At 40.8% G+C, this 23,093-nt stretch carries 20 protein-coding genes; 12 read left to right on the top strand and 8 right to left on the bottom strand.

Features of this window, described 5'->3' with window-relative positions; genetic code table 11:
• Positions 1-258 precede the first annotated feature (258 nt).
• Positions 259-2,262, top strand: coding sequence for a PAS domain-containing sensor histidine kinase (locus AN214_RS17080; RefSeq protein ID WP_054980829.1), 2,004 nt, complete (start codon positions 259-261; stop codon positions 2,260-2,262).
• Between the two features lie 59 nt (positions 2,263-2,321).
• Here the strand turns inward: AN214_RS17080 and AN214_RS17085 are convergent, their stop codons facing one another.
• The 3 genes from AN214_RS17085 to AN214_RS17095 form a co-directional block, all read right to left on the bottom strand.
• The gene (locus tag AN214_RS17085; RefSeq protein ID WP_054980830.1) at positions 2,322-2,534 is read right to left on the bottom strand and encodes a hypothetical protein; all 213 of its coding nucleotides are present in this window, start codon (positions 2,532-2,534) and stop codon (positions 2,322-2,324) included.
• Between the two features lie 179 nt (positions 2,535-2,713).
• Positions 2,714-4,222: a sensor histidine kinase gene (locus AN214_RS17090; RefSeq protein WP_054980831.1), complete on the bottom strand. Its 1,509-nt coding sequence runs from the start codon at positions 4,220-4,222 to the stop codon at positions 2,714-2,716.
• Positions 4,212-4,760 carry a heme NO-binding domain-containing protein gene (locus AN214_RS17095; protein WP_054980832.1) on the bottom strand — a complete coding sequence of 183 codons (549 nt, stop codon included), beginning with the start codon at positions 4,758-4,760 and terminating at the stop codon, positions 4,212-4,214. The genes AN214_RS17090 and AN214_RS17095 overlap by 11 nt, the downstream gene beginning before the upstream one ends.
• A 115-nt stretch (positions 4,761-4,875) precedes the next feature.
• On the opposite strand from AN214_RS17095, the gene AN214_RS17100 reads away from it, so the two are divergent.
• The 3 genes from AN214_RS17100 (at position 4,876) to AN214_RS17110 (ending at position 10,597) form a co-directional block, all read left to right on the top strand.
• Positions 4,876-6,162, top strand: coding sequence for an HD domain-containing phosphohydrolase (locus tag AN214_RS17100; protein WP_054980833.1), 1,287 nt, complete (start codon positions 4,876-4,878; stop codon positions 6,160-6,162).
• Between the two features lie 278 nt (positions 6,163-6,440).
• Positions 6,441-9,536 carry an efflux RND transporter permease subunit gene (locus tag AN214_RS17105; RefSeq protein ID WP_054980834.1) on the top strand — a complete coding sequence of 1,032 codons (3,096 nt, stop codon included), beginning with the start codon at positions 6,441-6,443 and terminating at the stop codon, positions 9,534-9,536.
• 2 nt (positions 9,537-9,538) lie between these two features.
• Positions 9,539-10,597, top strand: a complete 1,059-nt coding sequence (locus AN214_RS17110; RefSeq protein ID WP_054980835.1) for an efflux RND transporter periplasmic adaptor subunit — start codon at positions 9,539-9,541, stop codon at positions 10,595-10,597.
• 52 nt (positions 10,598-10,649) lie between these two features.
• Here the strand turns inward: AN214_RS17110 and AN214_RS17115 are convergent, their stop codons facing one another.
• Entirely contained in the window at positions 10,650-10,874 is a 225-nt protein-coding gene (locus AN214_RS17115; protein WP_054980836.1) for a hypothetical protein, read from the bottom strand.
• Between the two features lie 148 nt (positions 10,875-11,022).
• Here AN214_RS17115 and AN214_RS17120 point away from each other — a divergent pair, with 148 nt between their 5' ends.
• From AN214_RS17120 to glnD, 3 genes are all read left to right on the top strand, one after another.
• On the top strand, positions 11,023-11,949 hold the full coding sequence (locus AN214_RS17120) for an AEC family transporter (RefSeq protein ID WP_235576772.1): 927 nt from the start codon (positions 11,023-11,025) through the stop codon (positions 11,947-11,949).
• A gap of 352 nt (positions 11,950-12,301) precedes the next feature.
• Entirely contained in the window at positions 12,302-13,141 is an 840-nt protein-coding gene (ablB, locus tag AN214_RS17125) for a putative beta-lysine N-acetyltransferase (protein ID WP_054980838.1), read from the top strand.
• Between the two features lie 43 nt (positions 13,142-13,184).
• Positions 13,185-15,731 carry a [protein-PII] uridylyltransferase gene (gene glnD, locus AN214_RS17130; RefSeq protein ID WP_054980839.1) on the top strand — a complete coding sequence of 849 codons (2,547 nt, stop codon included), beginning with the start codon at positions 13,185-13,187 and terminating at the stop codon, positions 15,729-15,731.
• A 39-nt stretch (positions 15,732-15,770) separates the two neighbouring features.
• On the opposite strand, the gene AN214_RS17135 is transcribed toward glnD, so the two are convergent.
• Entirely contained in the window at positions 15,771-16,265 is a 495-nt protein-coding gene (locus AN214_RS17135; RefSeq protein ID WP_054980840.1) for a MarR family winged helix-turn-helix transcriptional regulator, read from the bottom strand.
• 239 nt (positions 16,266-16,504) lie between these two features.
• On the opposite strand from AN214_RS17135, the gene AN214_RS17140 reads away from it, so the two are divergent.
• The 4 genes from AN214_RS17140 to AN214_RS17155 all read left to right on the top strand — a co-directional run bounded on the left by AN214_RS17140 (position 16,505) and on the right by AN214_RS17155 (position 21,010).
• Positions 16,505-16,900: a DUF2391 family protein gene (locus tag AN214_RS17140; RefSeq protein WP_054980875.1), complete on the top strand. Its 396-nt coding sequence runs from the start codon at positions 16,505-16,507 to the stop codon at positions 16,898-16,900.
• A gap of 149 nt (positions 16,901-17,049) precedes the next feature.
• Complete coding sequence (locus AN214_RS17145) at positions 17,050-19,701, top strand: PAS domain-containing protein (RefSeq protein ID WP_054980841.1); 2,652 nt, start codon at positions 17,050-17,052, stop codon at positions 19,699-19,701.
• Between the two features lie 2 nt (positions 19,702-19,703).
• Complete coding sequence (locus AN214_RS17150; RefSeq protein WP_054980842.1) at positions 19,704-20,102, top strand: response regulator; 399 nt, start codon at positions 19,704-19,706, stop codon at positions 20,100-20,102.
• On the top strand, positions 20,099-21,010 hold the full coding sequence (locus AN214_RS17155; protein ID WP_054980843.1) for a GGDEF domain-containing response regulator: 912 nt from the start codon (positions 20,099-20,101) through the stop codon (positions 21,008-21,010). The genes AN214_RS17150 and AN214_RS17155 overlap by 4 nt, the downstream gene beginning before the upstream one ends.
• Before the next feature lie 128 nt (positions 21,011-21,138).
• Here the strand turns inward: AN214_RS17155 and AN214_RS17160 are convergent, their stop codons facing one another.
• The 3 genes from AN214_RS17160 to AN214_RS17170 form a co-directional block, all read right to left on the bottom strand.
• The gene (locus tag AN214_RS17160; protein ID WP_010558190.1) at positions 21,139-21,339 is read right to left on the bottom strand and encodes a hypothetical protein; all 201 of its coding nucleotides are present in this window, start codon (positions 21,337-21,339) and stop codon (positions 21,139-21,141) included.
• Between the two features lie 64 nt (positions 21,340-21,403).
• Positions 21,404-21,715 carry a DUF413 domain-containing protein gene (maoP, locus tag AN214_RS17165; protein ID WP_082428613.1) on the bottom strand — a complete coding sequence of 104 codons (312 nt, stop codon included), beginning with the start codon at positions 21,713-21,715 and terminating at the stop codon, positions 21,404-21,406.
• The gene (locus tag AN214_RS17170; RefSeq protein WP_054980845.1) at positions 21,715-21,975 is read right to left on the bottom strand and encodes a hypothetical protein; all 261 of its coding nucleotides are present in this window, start codon (positions 21,973-21,975) and stop codon (positions 21,715-21,717) included. Before AN214_RS17170 ends, maoP begins: the two co-directional genes overlap by 1 nt.
• A 288-nt stretch (positions 21,976-22,263) precedes the next feature.
• Between AN214_RS17170 and AN214_RS17175 the strand changes: the two genes are divergently transcribed.
• A complete protein-coding gene (locus AN214_RS17175) occupies positions 22,264-23,091 on the top strand; it encodes a LysR family transcriptional regulator (RefSeq protein ID WP_054980846.1) in 828 nt (275 codons plus the stop codon).
• The last annotated feature ends 2 nt before the right edge of the window (positions 23,092-23,093 follow it).

Genomic DNA, 23,093 nt, shown 5'->3' on the forward strand with positions numbered 1-23,093 from the left:
TATGTGAGTCAGCCGATAACACAGTAGAAAACCCAATCAAGCGCTGCCGAACGGTTCTTTTGAGCGCACTTTTCTCATTGTTGCCTACATGGATGTAGGTAAGGGGCGAGAGCAGGACGCGTTAGCTTTGCTCGATATTCGCTTAGATTGCTAGGCCACACATCGAGCGCCGTGATAAAAGCACGCTCAAAAAGAACAAAAATAGAACAGCGAAGCTCAACAGACACTAAGCAAATTAATTTGTTTTAAAGAGGTGTCATGGAAAGACTAAATGCGAACGACATGCTACGAGTGGTTAACGAACTACTAAGCAGCAAAAACGCAGCTGAATTATTAGTGAAGCTGCAATTAGGTTTAAAGCCAATTGCTGAAATTAGCGATATTTTGGTACTAACCCAAGACGCAAACCAGTTATGTGCGTTAACCAGCACCTTTGAGCCATTAAGCGGTGTGTGCTTACTTGAGCCCTCCTTTGTTAAAAAGGTGTTCAAGCGTAACGTTTACGCCGCTAATATTTGCCAGCTCCCAAGTGATTGGATATTTCCTAGCCACTGCCACGAAACCGTTATTTTTGTTGCTAATAACTTTGCTGAGCGAAAAGGTGTTTTTGTTCTGTTTATTAAAGACGGTGATGATACTGGGCAAATGGAAAATGCATTGCGTGCAGTCGATATTTTGTTTCGCCAGGCATTTTTACAGCTTGATCAGCAGCATCAAATGTCACAAATGTTGTTAGACCGCACTTATGCGTTAACGCAAAGCCAGCAGCGCTTTCAAGCCTACGCAGAGCTCGCATCAGACTGGTTTTGGGAAACTGATGAAAGCATGTGCTTTACCTACTTGTCGTTTTTAGAACAAACCAAACCAAGCAATTTTTCACACTTTTTGCATAAAAGCCCGTTAAATATTCGTAGCGACAGTGAAAGCACGCAATTTAAAAAGTGGGAGCATTTTTTACACCTTGTAAGGCAGCACAGTGAAATTCACGAATTCGAGTTTGAAGCGATTGATAATCAGGGACATCGCGTTTGGGTGTCAATTAGCGGCAAAGCGAAGGTTAACGCAGACAACAGCTTTGCTGGGTATTTAGGTATTGCAAAAGACATTAGCTTTGCTAAGCAGCGTGAATATGATCTAAAACTTGCAAAAGAAAAAGCCGAGAGCGCCAATAAAGCAAAATCGCACTTTTTAGCCGTGATGTCTCATGAAATTCGTACACCAATGAATGCTATTTTAGGCATTCTAGAGTTGTTAGAAGATACTCAGCCGAATGAAAAACAGCTTGAGTTAATCGATTTTATGCGCGATAGCGCCAAGTTGTTACAAGGGGTGATCAGCGATACCTTAGACTTTGCCAAAATTGAATCAGGCACCTTAGCCCTTGAGAATAGTAATATTAATTTGCATAAGCTGATTAAAAACTTAGTCCAACAATTTGAAACTCAGGCAGTTAAAAAAGGCATACATTTTAACGCTATTTTAGGTGGTGGCGTGCCGGAGCAAATTAATACCGATGGTGTGCGTTTGTCGCAGGTTTTGCTTAACTTACTCGGTAATGCATTTAAATTTACCTTAGAAGGCGAAGTGAGTTTGCTGGTAAACCGCAGTGATACGGAATTGTTTATCACCGTTAAAGATACTGGGGTAGGTATTGATGACGCGCATATTCAAACCCTATTTGAGCCATTTTCACAATTGCATGATAAACAAGTAGGCAGACAGCAAGGTGTTGGGCTGGGGCTCAGCATTACCAAGCGTTTGTTAGAATTAATGGAAGGCAAAATTGAATGCGCTAGCGAAATTGGTGTCGGCACCGAGTTTGTTGTCACGATTCCACTGATCCCACTAATCACCGCTGAAGGACATGCGAAAGACGCGGAAATTGAAAATAGCATTCCCAGTTATCGCATTTTGGTTGCGGAAGATAACCCCGCAAACCAGTTTATAATTAAAGCGATATTGGAAAAGCGAAATCATTCGGTTGTACTTGCTGATAATGGTGAAAGCGCTGTTGCGGCAGTGAAAAAATCCCGTTTTGATTTAGTTTTAATGGATATGGTAATGCCCGTTATGGATGGGGTTACTGCTGCGCGTACTATTCGCACTGAGCTTGGTGAATTAGCGCCGCCTATTATTGCACTAACAGCCAATGCAGGCCTAGCTGATAAAACAAAGTGTTTAAATGCGGGTATGCAAGATGTGCTAACAAAGCCACTTAATAGTGCGTTGCTTGATGAGAAGATAAAAGCCTTATTTTCCTAGTTAAAAAACTCGGTTGGATGTTTTAAAAGAGGGTACCCAACCGAGTAAGGTTAGTAACATTAGTTGTACCCAAGAACGCAATCATAATCTTCACGTACGCTTGGCTCTGCAAATTCGTCTTTCAGTTGTTGCAGAGCGCGTTCTTGCTCTTTAAAGCTAAATATCACTTTGCGGCGATAATCAATTGAGCGATTAAACAACTCTAGGTCAATATAAGGTCTCATCGCTTGCAGTTTTTGGTCAATTGAGAATGGTTGGTTACCGTTTCGCATAATGTTTCTCCAAATGTTTGCTCACTAACATTACAGCAAGATACAAACCAAATTTAATATATTGAAATTTATGCGAAAGTTAACAGCATCAGGGTTGTTGATTAAAATTGCGTTGCAAAATGCGAAGTGGTTTGGCGTGAAATAAGTCGTATTATTTAGCGTGTTTTATAAACATTGACTCAAATTGATTCATAAAACGCAATTTCAAATTCAGTACCCACGCCAACTTCACTATGTACTTTCACTTTGGCATTGTGCTGCTGCAAAATACCATAGGAGATAGCGAGGCCTAAACCGGTACCTTCTCCGGGCGCTTTGGTGGTAAAAAATGGCGTAAAGATATCGGCGAGATGGTCTTTTTCAATCCCATGTCCCTGATCTTTGACCCGCACAATAATTTTATTACGGTCTTTCTCACAGCTAATGGTCAGCGCACCGCCATTTGGCATGGCGTGTTTTGCATTAACAAACAAGTTAATAAACACTTGCTGTAATTTACCGGCATTGCCAAGAATATTCGCTTCAGGTAGCAGGTGTTTTACTACTTCATGGTGATATTTGAACTCGTTACTGACCACGTTCAATGATTTCTCAATCACTACATTTAGATCAATACTATCAAGTTCGTCGTTATCCATGCGTGAGAAGGTGCTGAGATCTGACACTATGTCTTTAACGCGTTCAAGCCCCTGCACTGAGGATGTTAATATTTCTTGGCTGTCATCAAACAAAAAATCCCCATCTAATGACTGCCACTTAGCTTGCATCGCAACAACTTTTTCCTGTTCAGAGATGTTGTTGGCATTAAGTGGCGCCATAATTTCAGCAAAATCAGAAAAGTACTCTCGCATTGTATCTAGGTTACTTAATACAAAGCCAACAGGGTTATTTATCTCGTGTGCTACGCCCGCCGCTAGCTGACCAAGTGATGCCAATTTTTCTTGTTGCACAAGTTGTTGCTGTGTTTGTTCCAACATTTTATTACTGGTTTCAAGGTCAACAAGACGCTCTTGTAGCGCTTCTTCTGCGCGTTTACGCTCAATCGCAACTGATAACATACTGCGCGATGATTCAAGTGTTTGCAGCTTAACGATATTGATATCGTCTTGTGATTCATACAATAAGATGGCAATACCCACACCTTTGCCCGAGGATAAATCTAAACTGTACAAAGGCACTAAAACGCAATCACTAAACTGTTCATTGGCGCTGTTACTAATGCTTTCGATTTCAAAAATTTGTGATTCGGACTCACTGCTTACTTGCTGATACAGTTCATCACGCTTAAATTGACGCAATACTTGTTTATAAGAGTCGGGCAACGAGGATGCATGCTGTTTAGTGCTTTGGCAGTAGTACTGAAATTGGTGATATGATAAATCCGCGTGTATTTCGACAAACAGATTATGGGCGTTAGTCATAAAGTTATTGGTTCGCTCAAGGTAATTTGCGACAATTTTATTTAAGCTAGGCTGGCGCCATGTTTCTGCTAATAAGCCCGTTAAAAATTCAAGCTGCCCCTGTTGGGTTGCAACTTCTTGTTGCGTTTGGTTAACCGCCTCTTCCTGCTGGTAGAGCTCACGGGTGTAGTCTTCTAGCTGTTTTTCCGCTTCTTTTCGCGCCAAACGCTCACGGGCTAAAATACGTTCTAGCGCTGCCAATTTGGCAAGTGTTTCATTATTTTCCATTGAAAACGACTTCTATCTCGCAGTATTCGCCACCTTGATGCATGCATACGGGTTGAGAAAGGCTTACGGTTTCACCAAAATGTTGTGCCGCGCCTAAAATTAAGCCTTCCGATAAAAAACATAATTTGCGTGGTGATTGATAAATCATGGTTAGTTTGTCATCGATATGATCGTCGTAGCTAAATTCGGGTAGTTGCGCGTCTTTATATAGCTTTTTAACTTCAACGTGAATGAGTTCGTCTACCATCATTAAAAATGCACGTAACGACGGCGCATTTTGCGCTTCTTGTGGCGCTTGCGGCATTAATAATGGAAATAAAAAAACGCCAAAAGCACGCACTAAGTCAGGAATTGGCACCTCTAAGCGCTCAGATAAGTAGCCTACTATCGTAAATAATTCGCTGTCATCATATTGCTTTGTGGACGTGTAAATACCGTGCGAGGGCAGAGTATTATTACTGAGCGCGTCGTCCCAAACTTGGTATCCGTGCCCTTGCTCAACAAATTCTTGTAATGCATTAAATATCGCGCCTTTCATAACCGCTTCCTTTTTTACACATAATCAGGTTGATCTATTTAAAAAATAGTGTCACTTTTTAGTTAAGGCAATGTTTTTAGAGTAAATAGCGTATTGGCTTCGTTCGAGGATTACTATGACAGATAAGTTAAAATTAATGATCGTCGATGATGAAATGGAAGTGCTTAATGCATTGAAAAGGCTATTCAGAAAAGACTTTGAGGTTGAGTCATTTAGTGATCCTGAAGCTGCAGCACAACAGTTATCTGAATCTACCTATAGCGTGATTATTTCAGATATGAAAATGCCTAAAATGAGTGGTGCTGAGCTGCTTTCTAAGGCGTTTGACGTTTGCCCCGACACCCCTCGCATTTTATTGACCGGTTATTCAGATATCGATTCTACTGCGATGGCGATAAACCAAGGTAAAATTAATAATTACGTGAGTAAGCCATGGAGCAACGACGAGCTTAAAAATGTGGTGTTACAAGCGTCTGAGCAGTTTCAATTGAAGCAATCAGTAATGCGTCTGGAAAATGAGTTGCAACTTAAAAACGAATTACTACGCAAGCAAAACCAAGATCTTGAAAGCAAAGTGCAAGCGCGCACACAATCACTATCAAAACTCAACGATAAGTTAAAATCAGCCAACAATCGCCAACGTAGTTTGTTTTATGATGTCATCGAAATGATCAATTTGATCATTGAAGATACAACTGGAGGCGGTGAAGGCCATGTAAAACGTGTTGCCAGTCATTGCCGAACGCTCGCTGCAGCCATGGGACTTGAGAAAAACCAAGTTACGCAAGTGTACCTTGCTGGCTTGATGCATGAGATTGGTAAGGTCTCGCTGTCAGATACGCTAGCAAAAAGTATTGAAAATGAATTATCTCGGGCTGAACTGGTAGAAAAACAAACCCATGCAGTGAAAGGCGCTGAAATATTACAAACGGTACCGCATTTAAAAGCGATTGGCATGGCGGTAAAGCATCAGTACGAGCGCTTTGATGGCAGCGGTGTGCCAGATCATTTAATTGGCACCAATATTCCGATTGCGTCGCGCATTCTAACCGTAGTAAATGAGTTTGATAAGTTAGTGCTTGGGCGAATTAGTGAGCAAAAGCTTTCACAGCAGCAAGCTATTGATTTTCTTAAAAAGGAAAGTAAAACTTATTTTGACCCAGAGGTCGTAAAAGCCTATGTAAACCTGCTCAATAGTGAAATTTCGCTCGATCAGCACAATATTGATCTATGCCTAGGTGTCAATATGTTGGAACCGGGCATGCATTTGAGCCAAGACTTACTTAATAAACAAGGTGCAGTGGTATTAACACAAGGCACTGAAATTACCCCAACACTTATCGAAAAGTTAAAATCCTACGAAAAAGAATGGCGTTATATCTTTAACGTATTTGTTCACTGATTTTGTTGCGAAATATGTTGATGATAAAGGGCCTAACTGGGCGCTTTATCGCAATTATTTGTTAGTTTACCTAATGTGATACATTTAAATTTCTTATGGTTAACAATTGAGCAACTTGGTGTGTCAAAGTGTGACCAAAAACACACTTACTTACCTAAAAAGCCTATTTTGCAGCCCGTCTTATTTCTTTGAGGGTTAAACTATTTCCCACTTTCTTGCGACTAATTTCTAACTATAGTCAAGCACGTTGTTTGCGAAAAAATAAAATAGGGAACGCAATGAACATTACAACTCGGGCTTTAAAAAATCCGGCGGGGGTGGCAATTTTTGTAACCCTATGCTTGGTGTTAGGGGTAGTGAGCTTTACTAAACTACCTATTCAACTTTTTCCAGATATTGAACGACCTCAGATTACTATTTTCACTAGCTGGCGACAGGCGTCACCAGCCGAAATGGAATCAGAAATCTTAGAACCTCAAGAAGACGTACTGCAAGGACTACCAGGGCTCACCAGTTTACGCACCTTTGCAAATTCAGGTTCATCGTTTATCAATCTTACATTTACGCTTGATACCGACATGGATAAAACCCTGATCGAAGTGATCAGCCGTATGAATCGGGTGCCGCCATTACCACGCGATGTAAATCCACCGGTGATAAGTCTCGGTGGCTTTAATGGTGGTGCACCAGCACTGACCTATTTTTTCATACAAGCGTTGCCCGGCAATGAAAAACCGATCGGTGAATATGCAACATTTTTTGATGACACTATTCGCCCTCGGTTAGAGAGTATTCCTGGGGTTGCTCGCGTTCAATTGCAAACGGGTAACTCGCGTGAACAATTGCAGATTGAGTTTGATGCTTATCGCGCAGCGGAACTTGGCATTAATTTAACACGAGTAAGCAATTTAATTGGTTCAGCAAATGATGCATCGGGTGGGTACGCCGATATAGGTCGCCGCCGTTATACGCTGCGCTTTGCTGGTCGTTTCGACCCAACTCAGCTCGGTAATTTGGTACTGGAATGGCGTGACGGTAAACCAATTAAACTCAGTGATATTGCTGAGATTAAAGTCACTCGCGATTCAGACAATGGTAGTGCGGTGCAAAATGGTAATCCGGCAATGTCGGTGCGCATAGACCGTGAAAGTGGCGCCAATGTGTTAGCAACGCTTGAGCGTGTTAAAGCAGAGGTCGACAAAGTTCGCAGCCAAGTGCTTGAACCACAACAACTTACAATGCACCAATCCTTCGATGCCTCAGTATTTATTTATCGTGCAATTAATCTTGTTTCGAGCAACTTAGTACTTGGGATCCTGCTTGCTGTAGGCGTACTTTGGTGGTTCTTACGCCAGCGCCGCGCGACCTTGATTGTGGCAATGGCGATACCTATTTCAATTATGACCACCTTTATTGTGTTGAATATCACAGGTCGCTCGCTTAACGTGATTTCACTTGCTGGATTGGCATTTGCCACAGGCATGGTGCTTGATGCGGCAATTGTGGTGCTTGAAAATATTGTTAGGTTGAAAACCCAAGGTTTACGCGCTGATAAAGCTGCTGCGAAAGGCACACAGTTGGTGTCGGGGGCGTTGATGGCCTCTACTGCGACGACCATTGCGATTTTTGTTCCGGTGATATTTTTACGTGATGTGGCAGGGCAATTTTTTGCGGACTTAGCGCTGACCATCGCCATTGCAGTATTTATCTCCTTGCTGGTGGCACTGACTATTTTACCTGTGGCTGCGAAAATGTGGCTAAACCAAACAGTTGAAGAAGATAGATTAGAAGGCCTTTGGCAAACTATTACACGTAAAATTATGGTGTTGACTAACTCAGGTAAAAAACGCCTTGCAGTGATTTTCACCTTGATGGCGGCACCCGTTGCATTGACTGTGTGGTTGTTACCGCCACTTGATTACTTACCACCCGTAAAACGTGACGCAGTAGATGCATTTGTGCGTTTACCAACTGGTTCAAACCAAGAATTTGTTGAGCGCGAGTACATTAAGCCTTTGGTTGAGCGTTTACAGCCCTATATGGATGGTACGAAACAGCCAGCGCTTAAAAATTACTATATTTTATCCTTTCCTGGCAACGCAAACTTAGGCGTGCGCGCTAAAGATCAATCACAAGTGAAAGAACTTGAACGCGTAATGCGTGAAGAGATTTTGGTTGATTTACCCGATACCCGAGTGTTTTCACAGCAAGGTAATTTATTTGGCGGTTTGGGCTCGGGACGCAGCATTCAAATTCACTTACAAAGCCGCGACACGCGCGCCATGGCTGATGTGGCCGATAAAACACGCGAGATCTTACAAGCTCGTTTTGAAGACAGTAACATTAATATTAATCCAGGCACCCAAGATGCAGAGCCAGAACTGCGGTTATTGCCAAATGATCGTCGCATGATGGAAGTTGGATTTAATCGCCGTGATTTAGCACAACTTACCCGAGCAATGGGCACAGGCCTATATGTTGGCGAATATTTCGATGGTAATAAACGTCTTGATATGATTTTCAAAGCTGAAGGTTGGCAAAACCCTGAAGAATTATCGGCAATGCCGATTACTACGCCAAGTGGCACTGTAGTGCAGTTAGGCGAGTTAGTTGATGTTACACGAACGGTTGGGCCGTCACGTATTCAGCGAATTGACCGTCGTAGAACCATTACAGTTAATGTAAACCCACCTGAAGGTATGTCGTTACAGCAAGCAATGGCTATCATTGAAACTGAGATTGAACCACAAATTCAGGCGCTTATGCCTGCAGACGGTTCGATTAATTATGGCGGCAGTGCCGACAGCTTAAAGCAATCGATTAAAACCATGGGGCAAAATTTTATTTTGGCGCTAGGGCTACTTTTTATTCTGATGGCCGGTCTTTTTAAATCGTTAAAAGACAGCTTAATGGTAACGCTATCCATTCCACTGGCAACCGTTGGTGGTGTTGTGGCATTACAGTTAATGAATCTTATTCAATTTCAGCCGCTCGATTTGTTAACCATGATTGGCTTTATTATTTTACTTGGATTGGTTGTAAATAATGCGATTTTATTAGTCGACCAAACCCGCCAAGGTGAATGCGAAGGGTTAAGCCGCGAAATGGCAGTCGAGCAGGCACTTAAACTGCGCTTGCGCCCTATTTTTATGAGTACATTAACCAGTATTTTTGGCATGTTGCCGCTACTTATTATGCCAGGCGAAGGCAGTATTATTTATCGCGGTCTTGCTGCGGTAATTGTTGGTGGCATGGTGTTTTCAACCTTATTTACTTTGGTACTGCTCCCGGCATTACTAAAACAATTTGCAACGCGTAAAAGTGTTCAACCAACCCCTGTTACTTCTACTCAAACGCAACTGGAAGGGAATTAGTTATGAGATACGTTATTTCGACAATTGTATGTGCTGTGCTGACATTACTTAGTTGTTTTGCAACAGCCAATGAACGCCCAGATCCTTTGGTTGCTCTAAGTGACGTCGAGCGAGCTGAAATCGCTGAGCAAATGTGGGTGCCAGGTACTGTGGTGAGTCGTTTTGATTCGCGTTTAACCACTGAAGTTTCGGGCGTTTTAAAGCGCATTGCAGAAGTTGGTGAGCGCTTTAAAAAAGGCGATACGATTTTACTGTTGGACGATGCGTTTTTACAGCTCGAAAAACAACAAGCCAGTGCCAGCATAAAAAGCTTTAGCACGCGTGTTAGCTTACTTGAACGCCAACTTACTCGTATTGAAAAATTGGGAAAAAACGCCTCGTTAGATGCCCTTGAAGCAAAAGAAGCGGAGTTAATGATGGCAATGCAAGAGCTTGAACAGGCAAAGATCAGTTTACAGCGCATTGTATTGCAACTTGATAAAACAAAGTTAATCGCACCCTTTGATGGCACCATTGTTGAGCGCTACAAGCAAGTGGGTGAATTTAGCCAAACAAACTCACCTGCAGTACGGTTAGTGAGTTTAGATGACTTGGAAGTACGTGCAAATGCACCGCTATCCCATACGCAATTTAATAAAGTGGGTGACAGTGTATTAATTGCCAATAAAGATATGCGTTTTAATTCAACACTACGTGCTTTGGTACCTGTAGGGGACGAATTAAGCCGCACTATGGAAGTACGCGCGTCGTTAACTGAGCAATCTTTACCTATTGGCAGTGCGGTAAGAGTGAGCCTTGCAAGTAGCGCTAAGCATAATGCGTTAACGGTTCATCGCGATGCGTTAATTTTACGTCAAGATAAAGTATACGTGAATGTGGTAACCGATGACTTAACCGTAAAACAAGTAACGGTAGTCCCCGGCAGTGGTTTCAATGACTTTATTGAAGTGAAAGGTGAACTTGCGCTAGGTGAAAAAGTGGCAATACGCGGCAGTGAAATGCTAAAAGAAGGTGCAAAAGTACGTGTTAAAGCATCTGAACAGTTATTTGCAGTACGTTAGAAGAATTAGTTAAGAAAAAGCGCGCGACCAAGTTACTTGGCCGCGCCTTTTTTTATCTGATATTGATCTCTGGATTAACAGCAACATCGCCAAACTGGTCAATCGTTGCAACGCTCTCGCCTTGGGTTAGTACCGCAAGTTTGCCTTGCGCTGTAGTACGTACAAACGCCAAATCATAGCCAAAGTTGTATAGATCATACATCGCGATCCGTTGTTCATCACTCAATAAACCCATGTGCTCATTAAAGCTAGGTGTATGATGTCTGCGTTCAAACATAACGAGGTCCTGCAAAAATCCTGCATGCTTTAACTATAGTGTGCTCTGTTGGTTGTGTAAAATTTGTACAGTCGGGGTGTGCCAAACGGTTGCTGTTTTGCACGTAATTGATTACAGTCTCGACACTTTTTATCGCATGACTAAATCCATGTTTTCGTCTCTTTTTCCGTTAGTCATAGTGGCCTTGCTTGGTTATGTTGCGCTTCGCAGCCATTATGTGTCTGCCCAAACCATTGGTGATCTTAGTAAAATTACCTTTAGTTTGCTGTTCCCTTTGTTTCTATTTATTAATATCGCGCAAGCCGATTTATCGGGTATTATCTCGTATTCAGTGTTTTTAACGTTTTATGCCGTTGTTATATCGACCTTTATAATAACGACGTTGCTCGCACCTCGACTTTTCAAGATACAGTCTGCTGGTAGCGCTGTATTTGCGCTAGGCAGTACGTATTCAAATACCATTATTGTTGGTTTGCCTGTGTTAATTAGCTTGTTGTCGCCGTCTGTTGCGGCGCTGGTGTTTTTAATCATCAGCTTTCATAGTGCTGTTTTATTTGGCGCGACCAGTATTTTTTCGAGTTTTGCGACGGGTAATTCGTTTCAATTTAGGCGCTTTTGTAAAGGTTTACTAAAAAATCCATTATTAATCGGGATCTACAGTGGGTTAATGGTGAATATGTTGGGTATTGATGTACCTGGTTTTATCGCAAGTACCTTACATTTAATTACCCAAGGCGCGTTAGCGCTTGCGCTATTTATTTTGGGTGCCAACCTGTATCAATATCGTTTGGCTGGTAATTATCAGCAAATTATCAGTGCCACGATTATTAAACTGATTGTATTGCCTTTGGCGGTTTTGTTAGTGGCGCGTTTGGGCTTTCGATTAAGTGATGAAATAACGTTAATTTTGGTTGTGCTGACAGCATGTCCAACTGGTGTAAATGCATACATCGTTGCTTGTCAGCAAAACAGTGGGCAAAGCCTAGTTGCAGGAACCGTGGTACTCAGCACATTAATGAGTGTTGTAACTATTCCGCTATGGATTTATGTCTTGCAAACCCACTTGTTTAGTTAACTGCCAACTTCACTCCCGTTTTACACTTCTACTCATTTTATCTTTACTAAAGCACGATTTGGCATGCGCCTTATCGTGCGTGGCTGCGCCCGCTGTTTGACAAATGTTCAGCTAATTGATTAGTGCTCTAACTAATGTTATATTAATTAGAATTCTAATTAATTTTGAAGTGGTTTGTTTTGTGTAGAACAATTAATCGTTCTAATAACTTGATTTTATTGAGTCAACCCCGCCTATGAAACGATATTTATATTGCTATCAACTCTAAATATACAGTGCCTTTTAGATTAAATTTTAATAAAGCATAGATTGAATAATATTTTTATACGAATTAACAGCCAGGATATAAATCATGCAAGCGACGCAATTTGATAGTGAAACCACGCTAACAGGTAACACTATCCGTTTCGGCAAATTAAATGACCGTGTTTACATTACTGATGCAACAATTGAAGTACCAAACACCTTTCATAATGAAGTAGAAAGCTTTGCTAAAGAAGGCGGTTACAGCAAAATAATCGCCAAAGTAAAAGACGCACAAGTATTGCCATTTCTAAAGCGCGGCTACCAAATCGAGGCGACCGTGCCTGGTTATTTTGGTTTGCAAGACGCTATTTTTATTTCTCGGTTTTTTGATGAAGAGCGCGCTTCGTGCGATCACATGGATTTAAGTGACGGTATTATCAACGAGGTTCAAAATGTTGATTTATGGGAGCCTGGTTCGTTCTCTCAGCCTGTGCTATTTCGCAAGTGTAACCAAAGCGATGTACGTGCGTTATCTAAACTTTATCAGTTAGCATTTTCTAGTTATGGCTCACCAATCGGTGATGAAAACTACATCATAAACAGTATTGAAAACGGCGTAGACTATTTTTGTGTTGAATATATGAACGCCATAGTTGCCTGTGTGCGTATTGAATATGAGAAAGATGCACCAAATGCAAGGCTTTACGATACCGTTGTGTTAAGCCAATTCCGTAATGAAGGTATTGCCTCAGCGCTTATTTTTGAAGCGAGCAAATACCTAAAAAATAACGATGTACAGTTTATTTATTCGGTTTGTCGCGCGTCGTCTTTTGCTATAAATAAGGTATTTGCGCGATTAGGCTTTGAATATGGTGGCAGACTAATCAATAATAACTTAGTCAATAACAAGTTGGTGTCAATGAATGTGTGGTCTCAAAAGCTTTGATATCAGTTTAATTAAACGTAATTAATCTGAGAGGAAGCAAGGAATGAGAACGATATACAAAGATCAATTAGATAAACTAACCAATTCGCAAAATGAGCGTTTTTTTTCTAGCTCTATCAGTTCGTTATTACGTGAACGTGCAGATGAATTGGATAAAATGCTAATTGATATGTGGCGTGAATGTGGCTTAGTTAATTCGCCTTGCTCACTCAATGCCGTTGGCGGTTATGGCCGTGCAACATTGCATCCTTATTCAGATATTGATATTGCGATTATTACGCCCGATGACGCAAGTGAATTTCCCGAAGATAAAGTGAGGCAGTTTGTTACTGGGCTTTGGGATCTAGGGTTGGATATTGGCCATTCCGTTCGTAATTTAGTAGAAGCGAAACGTTTCGCCACCGAAGATATTACCATAGCGACTAATTTACTTGATATTCGCTGTTTATACGGCAACAAGCAACATGCAGAGTCGTTACTAAGCTTTTTGTACGATGAAACCACACTAAGCGATTTTGACTTTTTTAAGGCAAAGCTAGAAGAGCAACAAGCTCGCCATGAAAAGGCGCTCAATACCGCACTCTACCTTGAACCAAACATAAAAACTAATCCCGGTGGTTTACGTGACTTTCAAACCATTATTTGGGTTGCGCGCAAACATTTAAAGTTATCAAACGTTGGTTTATTTGAGCATGGCGAACTACTGCAAGAAGATGAACAATTTGAGCTAATTGAAGCCCACGACTTTATTTGCCGCATTCGCTGGGCGCTGCACTGCGTGGCTAATCGCCCGCAAGAATTATTATTATTTGAATACCAAGCTGATGTTGCGGAATTTCTAAAGTTTGGTCGTGGAGACAGTGCACAACAGGCAATCGAGCGTATGATGCGACAATTGTTTCGTGCCATGACCCGTTTGCAAGAACTTAACCAAATTCTCTGTGAAAATGTGAGCCTGTGTATTTCGCGCGATAGCGAAAAAGAAGTACTGCAAGTTAACGAAAATTTTGCCATTGTTGATGGTTTGGTTGATGTGAACTCATCAAGTGTATTTATTGATAAGTCGCAAGTGATCAAGTTATTTGGCTTATTGGCAAATCACCCTAAGGCAAAAGGGATATCGTCCAATACATTGAAGTTGCTGCGAAAAGTAAGGCACCGCTTGCTGGGCGAATTACAAGATTACCAAAGTTGCCGTGAAGAATTTATTCGCCTGTTTGAGCAGCCTAAAACCCTTAAAAAAGTACTGGGTTTAATGCACCGTTATGGGGTGCTAGAGATGTATGCGACGCAATGGGCGCAAACCGAAGGGCGTATGCAATTTGATATTCATAATGCCTACACGGTTGACGAGCATGTATATAAAACCGTGTCGTATATTTCTGACTTTGCAAATCATCAAGATGATCATGAAACCTATCATATTGCTTACGGCCGTGTGCAAAATAAATTGGCGTTATCGCTTGCTGCGTTTTGTCATCATTTAGCCGGTTCACAGGATAGTGAAAGTCATAGCACCAGCGCGATTTTGGCAAAAGAGTTTGCCGCATTCCACAATTTAAAGAATGCGTCTGTGGAGTTAATTGAGTGGTTGATTGAAAACCAAGAGTTGTTAATTAACACCAGTCGCACCTTAGATATTTACGACCCGCGCACAATTCGCAGCTTAAACAAACAGGTGAAATCGTTAGAGCGCTTAAATGCCCTGTATACCCTAACGGTAGCAGATATTATGGCGACTAATGAGGATGCTTGGAACGACTGGCAAGCCGCTATATTAGAACAACTTTACTTAGCAAGTCGTGAAGCATTCAAAACCGATGGGCAAAGTATTTTCGAGCAGCGAACAGTGATCCGCGAAAATAAAGCGCAGGCACAAACTATTCTATCTAACAGCGATGTTGCTCTTAACGATGTCACTCAGTTTTGGTCAACCTTGCCTAATAGTTTTTTCACATTTACCAGTGCAAAAGAGCTTTCTGAAATTACAGCTAAAGTTGTTAACGCCACCCAGTTTCCTTTAGTATTTTTAACGCAGAGCGATCAAATCGGTTGTTCGACCTTGGTGGTGTATACGCCTAATAGGCAAAAACTCTTTGTCGATATTTTTAACACGCTTACCCAAGCGAAAGTGAGCGTTAAAGATGCTGAGCTACTAGAAACCAAAGACGGCAACGTGCTTGAAGTTTTCCGAGTGCTTGACGTTAATGATGAGCAGTTAAGTGAAAGTTACCGCATTAAACGGGTTATTAGCCAAATCGAACGTGTTATCGAATCTGGTCATAAAAGCTGTAAATTACCGGTTGCTAAAAAGATTAAAAGCTTTGATTCAGAGCCTATGGTGGAGTTTATTCCAACGCCAAAACGCGATAGAACGCTGCTCAAAGTCACGACGCTTAATAACCCTACTTATGTTGATAAAATTTGTTCGGTGTTTCGCAACTTAACCTTGTCTATTCATTCGGCAAAAGTAACCACACTAGGTGAGAGTTTAGAAAGTGTGTTTTTGCTTTCAGATAGCAACAATGAGTGTTTAAAAGAGGATTTACGTAGCCAAGTGATCGACGCATTTGGCTACAAGTTATCTTAATGTGCGCGTTGGTTTGACTGACGACGCACATCGATTACATTAACTTTTATTGTTGTCCTCTGAGCTTACAGTCATTGGCGCAATTTCAAGTACCGGTGCTGCATCAAGGTCAGTTGCATCCATCATATTAGCGATACGCTGCATTGAAGAAAGCAGCAGGCTTTGTTCCCACTGCTCAAGCGCACAAAAATTTTGAATAAAGTGTTCTTGCAGTGGTTGCGGTGCATCAATTAATGATGTTTTGCCCTTATTGGTTAAAAACAAGCTAACGCGACGTTTATCTTCATTGCTGCGCACACGCTCAATTAAATCACGGGATTCTAAACGGTCTAAGATATTCGTTACAGTTGCGGCACTTAGGTTAATCTCTTTTGCAACTGCACTTGCGGTAATACCTTTCACGCGGGCAATTTCTTGCATAATAAGCAGCTGCGGGCCGGTTAATCCAGACGATTTATTAAGTTGTTTAGAGTGTAAATCAATAGCTCGAATCACTTTACGGATTGACACTAACAGTTCTTCGTATTTTTCCATGGCTAAAGTAGTAACTCGCGTTTTGAACGGGAAATTTAAATTATTGGGTGATGGTATCAAAAATGCCACGTGCAAAACATAGCTTTAAACAGATGGGTGAAAATAACATTACAATTGCTCAATTAAAAAACATAAATTGGGTTTGCAGCAGACAGGTTTACCTTACTATCTGTAGATGAGCTATTTACTTTGAACTTAAGCGTTTAGAATTACTATTAAACAGCAGCGATAAAATAATGATGAAAAGCAGTTTTAATTTTGAAGATATTATTCAGATTTGTGTTGGTGCATTTGCACTTGCAGTGCCGATTTCATTTTCAGAAGAAGCATGGCAGCTTGCACAAACATTACCGTTTACCAATTTATTGCTGCTATTGAGCTTGTCATTTCTATTTTTAAGTTTATATACGTTTGAAAGCGTATTTCAACGCAATATCCGTACGCGACGTTTACTGTTTGTGTCGCGTATTATCTTTGCTTATGTCATTACATTTTTTATTGTGGCGCTAGTACTTTTAAGCATTAATAAACTGCCACTTCTTACAGAACCTCTTGTTGCTCTCAAACGCATTGTTGTGATTTCAATGCCGGCGTCAATGGGCGCGATTATCGTTGATAGTTTTGATAAGGAATAAGGGTTATAACGACGTTTCCGCTCCGCTTTACAGTTAATTTAACCCTTGATTTAAAGTATAAAAACCCGTCTTCAAATTGTATTTGTAAGGCTATCTGCCATACTCAAATGTAAACTTACTGCAAATGTAAGGGATTTCCGTTGAGCACGATGACAGAGCAGTTTTTTCGCGGTGATTACATGCCTCATGGTCACTGTTACTTATGGCAACCTCATATTTTATGGACCCATGTCGTTTCTGATTTACTGATAGCGACCGCCTATTTTTCAATTCCTATTGCGATCGTTATCTTTATGAAAAAGCGCAATGATATTGGCTATAACAATGTGTTTTTACTGTTCTCATTATTTATTTTATTTTGCGGTATCACTCATTTATTTGGTATTTGGACTATTTGGCAAGGGGTGTATGGCTATCATGGCATGGCAAAAGCTGTAACTGCGCTGGTGTCGATGACTACTGCGTTTTATCTGTACAAACTGTTACCTGAATTACTTAAAGTACCTACTATTTCGCAATACGAAGGCATTAAGTCGGAGTATGGTGTTTCTCGTCAAGAAAACAAAAAACTAACCAGTTTACTCGAAGGTCATATTCAAACTAAATGGATGCTTGATTCGCTACCGCTTAATTTTTTACTAGCAAATGAACAGGGTGATGTGGTGTTTGCAAATGAGTATTTTAAATCAGAGTTTGGCGATATAAATGGCAAGTTAAGCAATTATTTAAAGGCAAATAGCCAAGAATTTGAAACCATAATCCAATCGAGTGGAAAAACCCTTGCGCTAAACGAAAATGCTAGCTTTGTTGGCCAAATCAAAACAGATAAAAAAAATCAAATTGTTGAAATTATTCTTACCAAAAAGGAGTATGCAGGTGAGGTGCAGCTACTTATTACCTTAAAAGATTTAAAAGAAGTGGCGGCATTAAAACAACAATTGGTTGAGTCAAATGCCCTTTTTGCGCGAGCTACTTCAGCCACAAATGATGGTATTTGGGATTGGAATATTCAAACCGGTAAGCAAGTGTGGTCGCCAAAACTATTTGAGTTAATCGGTGTGCCTGAAAACCAAGAGGCGAATTATGAAACTTGGTTTAATCACGTTCACCCCGATTTTCAAGACATAGTACAAAACGCGGTAGATGCGCATCTAAAACATAAAGAACGTTATGAAGTTGAATACCTTGGTCGTAACGCTCAAGGAGAATATAGCTGGTTTCTAACACGCGGGGATTCAATTTGTGAGAGTCACGGCAACCCCGTCACCATGTCGGGTGCACTCAGAAATATCGATGAACAAAAGAAAGCGCAGCGCTTACTTGATGAACGAACACAATTTTTAGATGCCTTATACATGGGCACAAATCACGGTATTTGGGTGGTTGAATATTTAGATAACGACTTTAAATTTACTACTTATAATAATACCGCGCTTAAATGGGCGGGTATTTCGCAACAGCAGATTCTGAATAAACGATTATCTGAAATCACGTTTTTTCCTGCTGAAGTTAAGCAACATTTGCACGCAAAATATTTAACCTGCGTCGAGCAAAATTCGCCGCTCGAATATGTCGAGCATATTCCATTTGAAGGTGATGCTCGCTGGTTTAAAACGTCACTTTATCCGGTTAAAAAAACCGGAGATAAGCGTAATACATATCTCATCGGTAGTGCGGTAGATATTACTTCTGAAAAAGAAGCGCAGCGTCAGCTTGCTGACAGTCATAACTTTTTAGAAAGTCTATTAGACAGCTCTGTATGTGGTTTTTATATTTTTAATTTAGACACGCAACAAAATGAGCGAATTAATAAAACCTACACAGAGTTACTCGGCTACGAGTTAGATGACTTTGCAAATGATATTGATTTGATGGAGAAGTTTCACCCAGACGATCGCGCGAGCATGATTGAACATATGGAACTGATCACCCAATCAACCGGCAATGAAAAGTACTTTTTAGAATATCGCTTTCGCCATAAAAATGGTCATTGGGTGTGGTGCTATTCGGTTGATTCTGTATTGGAGCGAGATGAAAACGGTAAGCCCAAACGTATGCTAGGCACATTTGTCGATGTAAGCGACAAAAATGAATTCTTAGGTAAATTAAAGGCATCAAATGAATACTTAGAGCAGTTTGCCTTTATTGCATCACACGATTTACAAGAGCCGCTGAGAAAAATATCAGCATTTAGCGAGTCGATTTATCAGCGATTACAAGGTCAATTCAAATCGGACCCAGATAGTGAGTTTGAACTTGAGCGATTGCAGTTAGCTGCTAAACGGTTAAGTAAAATGATTGAAGATTTGCTCAAACTGTCGCGTATTAACACTAACGCTTTGTCGCTTGAAACCGTGTCATTTAATACAGTGTTAACACCGGTACTCGAAAATCTTGAGTTGAGCATTTTTCGAACTAAATCAGAAATTGAGTGCGACAACCCAGAGCTATTAATTACCGCTGATGCGGGGTTATTTGAACAGGTACTGCAAAACTTAATTGCTAATGCAATTAAGTTTACTAAGCCAGATAACATACCTGAAATCAATATTCGGCTCACTGAGCATGAATCGTCAGTTGAAATTGTTATTGAAGATCAAGGCATTGGCCTCGACCAAAGCCATGCGAAACGCATTTTTGAACCTTTTAAACGACTGCATACGCGAGAAAAATATGAAGGCAGTGGTATTGGTCTTGCTATTGTTGCACAAATAATCAAAGTGCATAACGCGCAAATTCGCTGTGAGAGCATAGAGGGGACAGGCACTCAGTTTATTATTAATTTGCCAAGAGAAGTGTAGCAATGCTGAACCTAATTTTAATTGATGATGATCCCGATGAGGCTTACATCATGCGTCAGGCGCTAAAAAAGGTTGATGATGAAAAAACGCTTGCACATTTTGATGATGGTAGAGAGTTTGTTGCATCTATTGACGCTTTTGCAAACGCGAATAGCTTAGTGTTACTCGATTTGAATATGCCGCAATGCGGCGGCTTTGACGTACTAAAATTAATTAAACAAAATAAACACGCGACTAATTTACCGGTCGTGATATATTCTAATTCAAATAGCCCTCATGATATTGAGTTGTCGTATCAGTATGGTGCTAATTCTTACGTGCGAAAGCCACAAGGCTTAAATGAAACCGTTGAATTCTTAAGCTCGCTGTTGAATTACTGGCAAAGGATCAATAAAACATGAATGATCAACAAAAGTACAAATCTAATCATCTGATTTACTTGCTCGAAGATGACAGCGATGATGCTTACCTGATTAGGAATGCACTAAAGAGTGATAAAATTGTTAGTCACTCAATTATGACTTTTGATTCATTGACGAAACTGGTTCAAGCGCTCGAAAATTTTAAGCCTGACTTAATTATTATGGATTTGAACGTCACGGATAGTGATGGTTTTAATACCATGTTAACGGTAAAGCACAGTGCACAAGCAGTGCCTATTGTAGTGGTGACTGGAGTGGCCGATGAAGCCATGGGCGACCGTCTGATTCAACTTGGGGCGCAAGATTATGTACCTAAGTCAGAGCTTACATCGTCGCTATTGCAGCGCGTAATTCGCTTTTCTAAAGAACGTCATCACCTTTTACAAATACTTGAAAATTCAGCAAACCGTGATGCACTAACTAAACTATATAGCCGTAAAGCACTGGATTTAAAACTTGAAGAGCTGGTTGAACATGCGCAGCGTTACGGTGAAATGTTTGCCATTTTATTTATAGATTTGGATAACTTTAAACCCATTAATGATGAGTTTGGCCATGATGCGGGCGATCAGTTGTTGCAGCATGTCGCTAATCGCTTAGCTCTATTTAGTCGTTCCACAGATTTTGTTGCGCGCTTCGGTGGCGATGAATTTGTTACTTTGCTGCCGCACGTTAAAAGCACTGCTGATGCAGAGCAAGCAAGCCAACAGCAACTCAATGCCATTTGTGATGAATTTTATATTACTGACGTTGATGGTCAGGCGCAAAAGGTCGCACTTTCTGCGAGTATTGGTTTTGCCTTGTATGAGCAAGATGGCTACACCGTTGCTGAGCTTATTAAAGCTGCCGACACCGCGATGTATAAAAATAAACGTAAGCACGATTAATTAAAGTGCTTGCTGATCGGGATGGGTCAGAAATAAACGGGAAATAACCGCCAAGGTGACGCTCTACTCATAAAACGTCAGTCTTGGAGGTTAGTTGTTAATTACCTTGAACGTATTGCTAATTCAATTTAATCGTAATAATCAAAGTGGCTATCGGCAATTTGCTTGTTGAGCCTAGCTTCGTCTTTTAATAATTCTATACGCTGCCAAGGTGATAACCGTTTTTTACGGTGCACTTTCATTGGCGCGGGTTTTCCCGATGTGTAGGAGATTTGATATTTAACTTCCAACTCATCATCATAGTCAAAATCAGATACGTCAATATCCATTTTTTACTACCTTCTATCTCATTGCTTCGTGTTTGTTAACAACGATTAAGGTTGATAATACCGGCTAAAAAGCCGCTTTTTTACTTGGCGATAAACTGTAAAAGCTATTGCTTTTTGTAATCGCTATTAGAAATTTTTTCCATAACTTTACAGCGTCAAGGGTTGCGGCTTCATCGCTGTTTAATTCTGCGACAAACATCGCCTCTTCGGCATTTTCTGGCGACAACAAGCCGTTATGCAGGCCGTATAAAGTATCACCGTATTTAATCAGCTCTTCTGATCCGCCAATACTGAAATAGCCGCTGCGTGACAAACCATAAGGAAATGTGTCGCTGGCATAAAACGGTATTTTTCCTTGTCGGATTGCCGTTTCTATTAGTCTTCACCTAAACCCACATACGTGAGTAATTCACTGTATGTGGCGAATGTGTCAAATCCTGAACCTTCAAGCTCGGTATTCACACAGTTTAATAAGTTAGTCTCATGTTCGCCGTCATTTTCCGCTAGAATATCTTGGCAATATTCCAAGTAATTTAACGCAATTGAAAGCGGTGCCTTTGTGCTATTTTCAGCGATAACAAACGCCGAGCTAAGTGATACAATCAAACCGAGCGCGACCATTTTAGTGAGTTTCATTGCCAGTCCCCTGGGTTAACTTCTGCGCTAAATTTAGGGCTTGTTAAGGGAAATGAAAAGCAAATAATTATTGTCGATATAACAAAAAATCTTTAAATTATTAGCTGCGGTTTTAATACTAATTCGCTTAATTAATAACGCTGTTTTGCAGCAATAAAACGTCGTTAATATCATAGGGTGAATTGCGTTATCTATTTGTTTTAAATGCAAATTTGAAATCAATTAGCAGCAGATGAGCCCCCTCTAAGAGATTAAGTGTTATTGCGAATTGGTTGAATAGGTGAAAGTATGGATATTAAGGTTTTTAAGACGTTTATCGCGGTTGCGGAAAACAGGCATTTTGGCAAAGCATCGGAGCAGTTATACATTACCCAAGCTGCTGTGAGTGCACGCATAAAACAACTTGAAGAATTTTATGCCACGCCGTTATTTATTCGCGAAAAAAATAATCTGACCTTAACGCCTGCGGGTAATGCGTTACTGCCTTATGCTCATCTGGTGATTGAACAAATCGCACAATCAAAAGCTATGGTGGGCTTGGCCAGTGAGCAAAAAACGGTATTTAATATCGCAGCAACACCCAATGTATGGGATGCATATTTGTGCTCTCGCATAAATGAAATGAATACGGTATTTGACTCGGTTGTGGTCGGTACGGAAATTTCAGTGCGAGAGGCAATCCAACGCAAACTTGATGATAAAAGTTTGCAGCTCGCTTTTTTAACAGACCCAATTAAAGACAGTGATTTTATTAATACCCATGTTGGTGATTTTGATATTTCGCTGGTTGGCAGTTGTGCTGAGTTCAGTGAAACATGCGACAATTATATTTATGTTGATTGGGGCATTACGTTTGCCAAAGAGCATGCGGCTCACCATAAAGTGCAACCGAGTCATCGCACCTCAGCAGCAACCATAGCGTTAGATTTGATGTTGGCCAATGGTGGTTTTGCGTATTTACCGAGTGATCTAGTCAAATCCTATATAGCAGAAGGGCGTTTATTCAATATAAACAGCGCCATGCAGTTAAAGCGACCAGTTTATTTGACCTATAAAAAATCAGCGCCACATTCGGCGCTGACAGATGAACTTTGCTATTTACTCGCAAATAGCTAAGC

It is taken from the genome of Pseudoalteromonas sp. P1-9, from assembly GCF_001399975.1.
Lineage (GTDB): Bacteria > Pseudomonadota > Gammaproteobacteria > Enterobacterales > Alteromonadaceae > Pseudoalteromonas.

What these genes read in the sequence shown, in the direction of transcription:
- AN214_RS17140 (WP_054980875.1), top strand. Translation starts at nt 16,505, where the DNA reads ATGAAAAGCAGTTTTAATTTTGAAGATATTATTCAGATTTGTGTTGGT.
- AN214_RS17080 (WP_054980829.1), top strand. Translation starts at nt 259, where the DNA reads ATGGAAAGACTAAATGCGAACGACATGCTACGAGTGGTTAACGAACTA.
- AN214_RS17150 (WP_054980842.1), top strand. Translation starts at nt 19,704, where the DNA reads ATGCTGAACCTAATTTTAATTGATGATGATCCCGATGAGGCTTACATC.
- AN214_RS17100 (WP_054980833.1), top strand. Translation starts at nt 4,876, where the DNA reads ATGACAGATAAGTTAAAATTAATGATCGTCGATGATGAAATGGAAGTG.
- AN214_RS17160 (WP_010558190.1), bottom strand. Translation starts at nt 21,339, where the DNA reads ATGGATATTGACGTATCTGATTTTGACTATGATGATGAGTTGGAAGTT.
- AN214_RS17085 (WP_054980830.1), bottom strand. Translation starts at nt 2,534, where the DNA reads ATGCGAAACGGTAACCAACCATTCTCAATTGACCAAAAACTGCAAGCG.
- AN214_RS17110 (WP_054980835.1), top strand. Translation starts at nt 9,539, where the DNA reads ATGAGATACGTTATTTCGACAATTGTATGTGCTGTGCTGACATTACTT.
- AN214_RS17120 (WP_235576772.1), top strand. Translation starts at nt 11,023, where the DNA reads ATGTTTTCGTCTCTTTTTCCGTTAGTCATAGTGGCCTTGCTTGGTTAT.
- AN214_RS17155 (WP_054980843.1), top strand. Translation starts at nt 20,099, where the DNA reads ATGAATGATCAACAAAAGTACAAATCTAATCATCTGATTTACTTGCTC.
- AN214_RS17115 (WP_054980836.1), bottom strand. Translation starts at nt 10,874, where the DNA reads ATGTTTGAACGCAGACATCATACACCTAGCTTTAATGAGCACATGGGT.
- AN214_RS17105 (WP_054980834.1), top strand. Translation starts at nt 6,441, where the DNA reads ATGAACATTACAACTCGGGCTTTAAAAAATCCGGCGGGGGTGGCAATT.
- AN214_RS17095 (WP_054980832.1), bottom strand. Translation starts at nt 4,760, where the DNA reads ATGAAAGGCGCGATATTTAATGCATTACAAGAATTTGTTGAGCAAGGG.
- AN214_RS17175 (WP_054980846.1), top strand. Translation starts at nt 22,264, where the DNA reads ATGGATATTAAGGTTTTTAAGACGTTTATCGCGGTTGCGGAAAACAGG.
- AN214_RS17090 (WP_054980831.1), bottom strand. Translation starts at nt 4,222, where the DNA reads ATGGAAAATAATGAAACACTTGCCAAATTGGCAGCGCTAGAACGTATT.
- AN214_RS17170 (WP_054980845.1), bottom strand. Translation starts at nt 21,975, where the DNA reads ATGAAACTCACTAAAATGGTCGCGCTCGGTTTGATTGTATCACTTAGC.
- glnD (WP_054980839.1), top strand. Translation starts at nt 13,185, where the DNA reads ATGAGAACGATATACAAAGATCAATTAGATAAACTAACCAATTCGCAA.
- AN214_RS17145 (WP_054980841.1), top strand. Translation starts at nt 17,050, where the DNA reads ATGACAGAGCAGTTTTTTCGCGGTGATTACATGCCTCATGGTCACTGT.
- AN214_RS17135 (WP_054980840.1), bottom strand. Translation starts at nt 16,265, where the DNA reads ATGGAAAAATACGAAGAACTGTTAGTGTCAATCCGTAAAGTGATTCGA.
- ablB (WP_054980838.1), top strand. Translation starts at nt 12,302, where the DNA reads ATGCAAGCGACGCAATTTGATAGTGAAACCACGCTAACAGGTAACACT.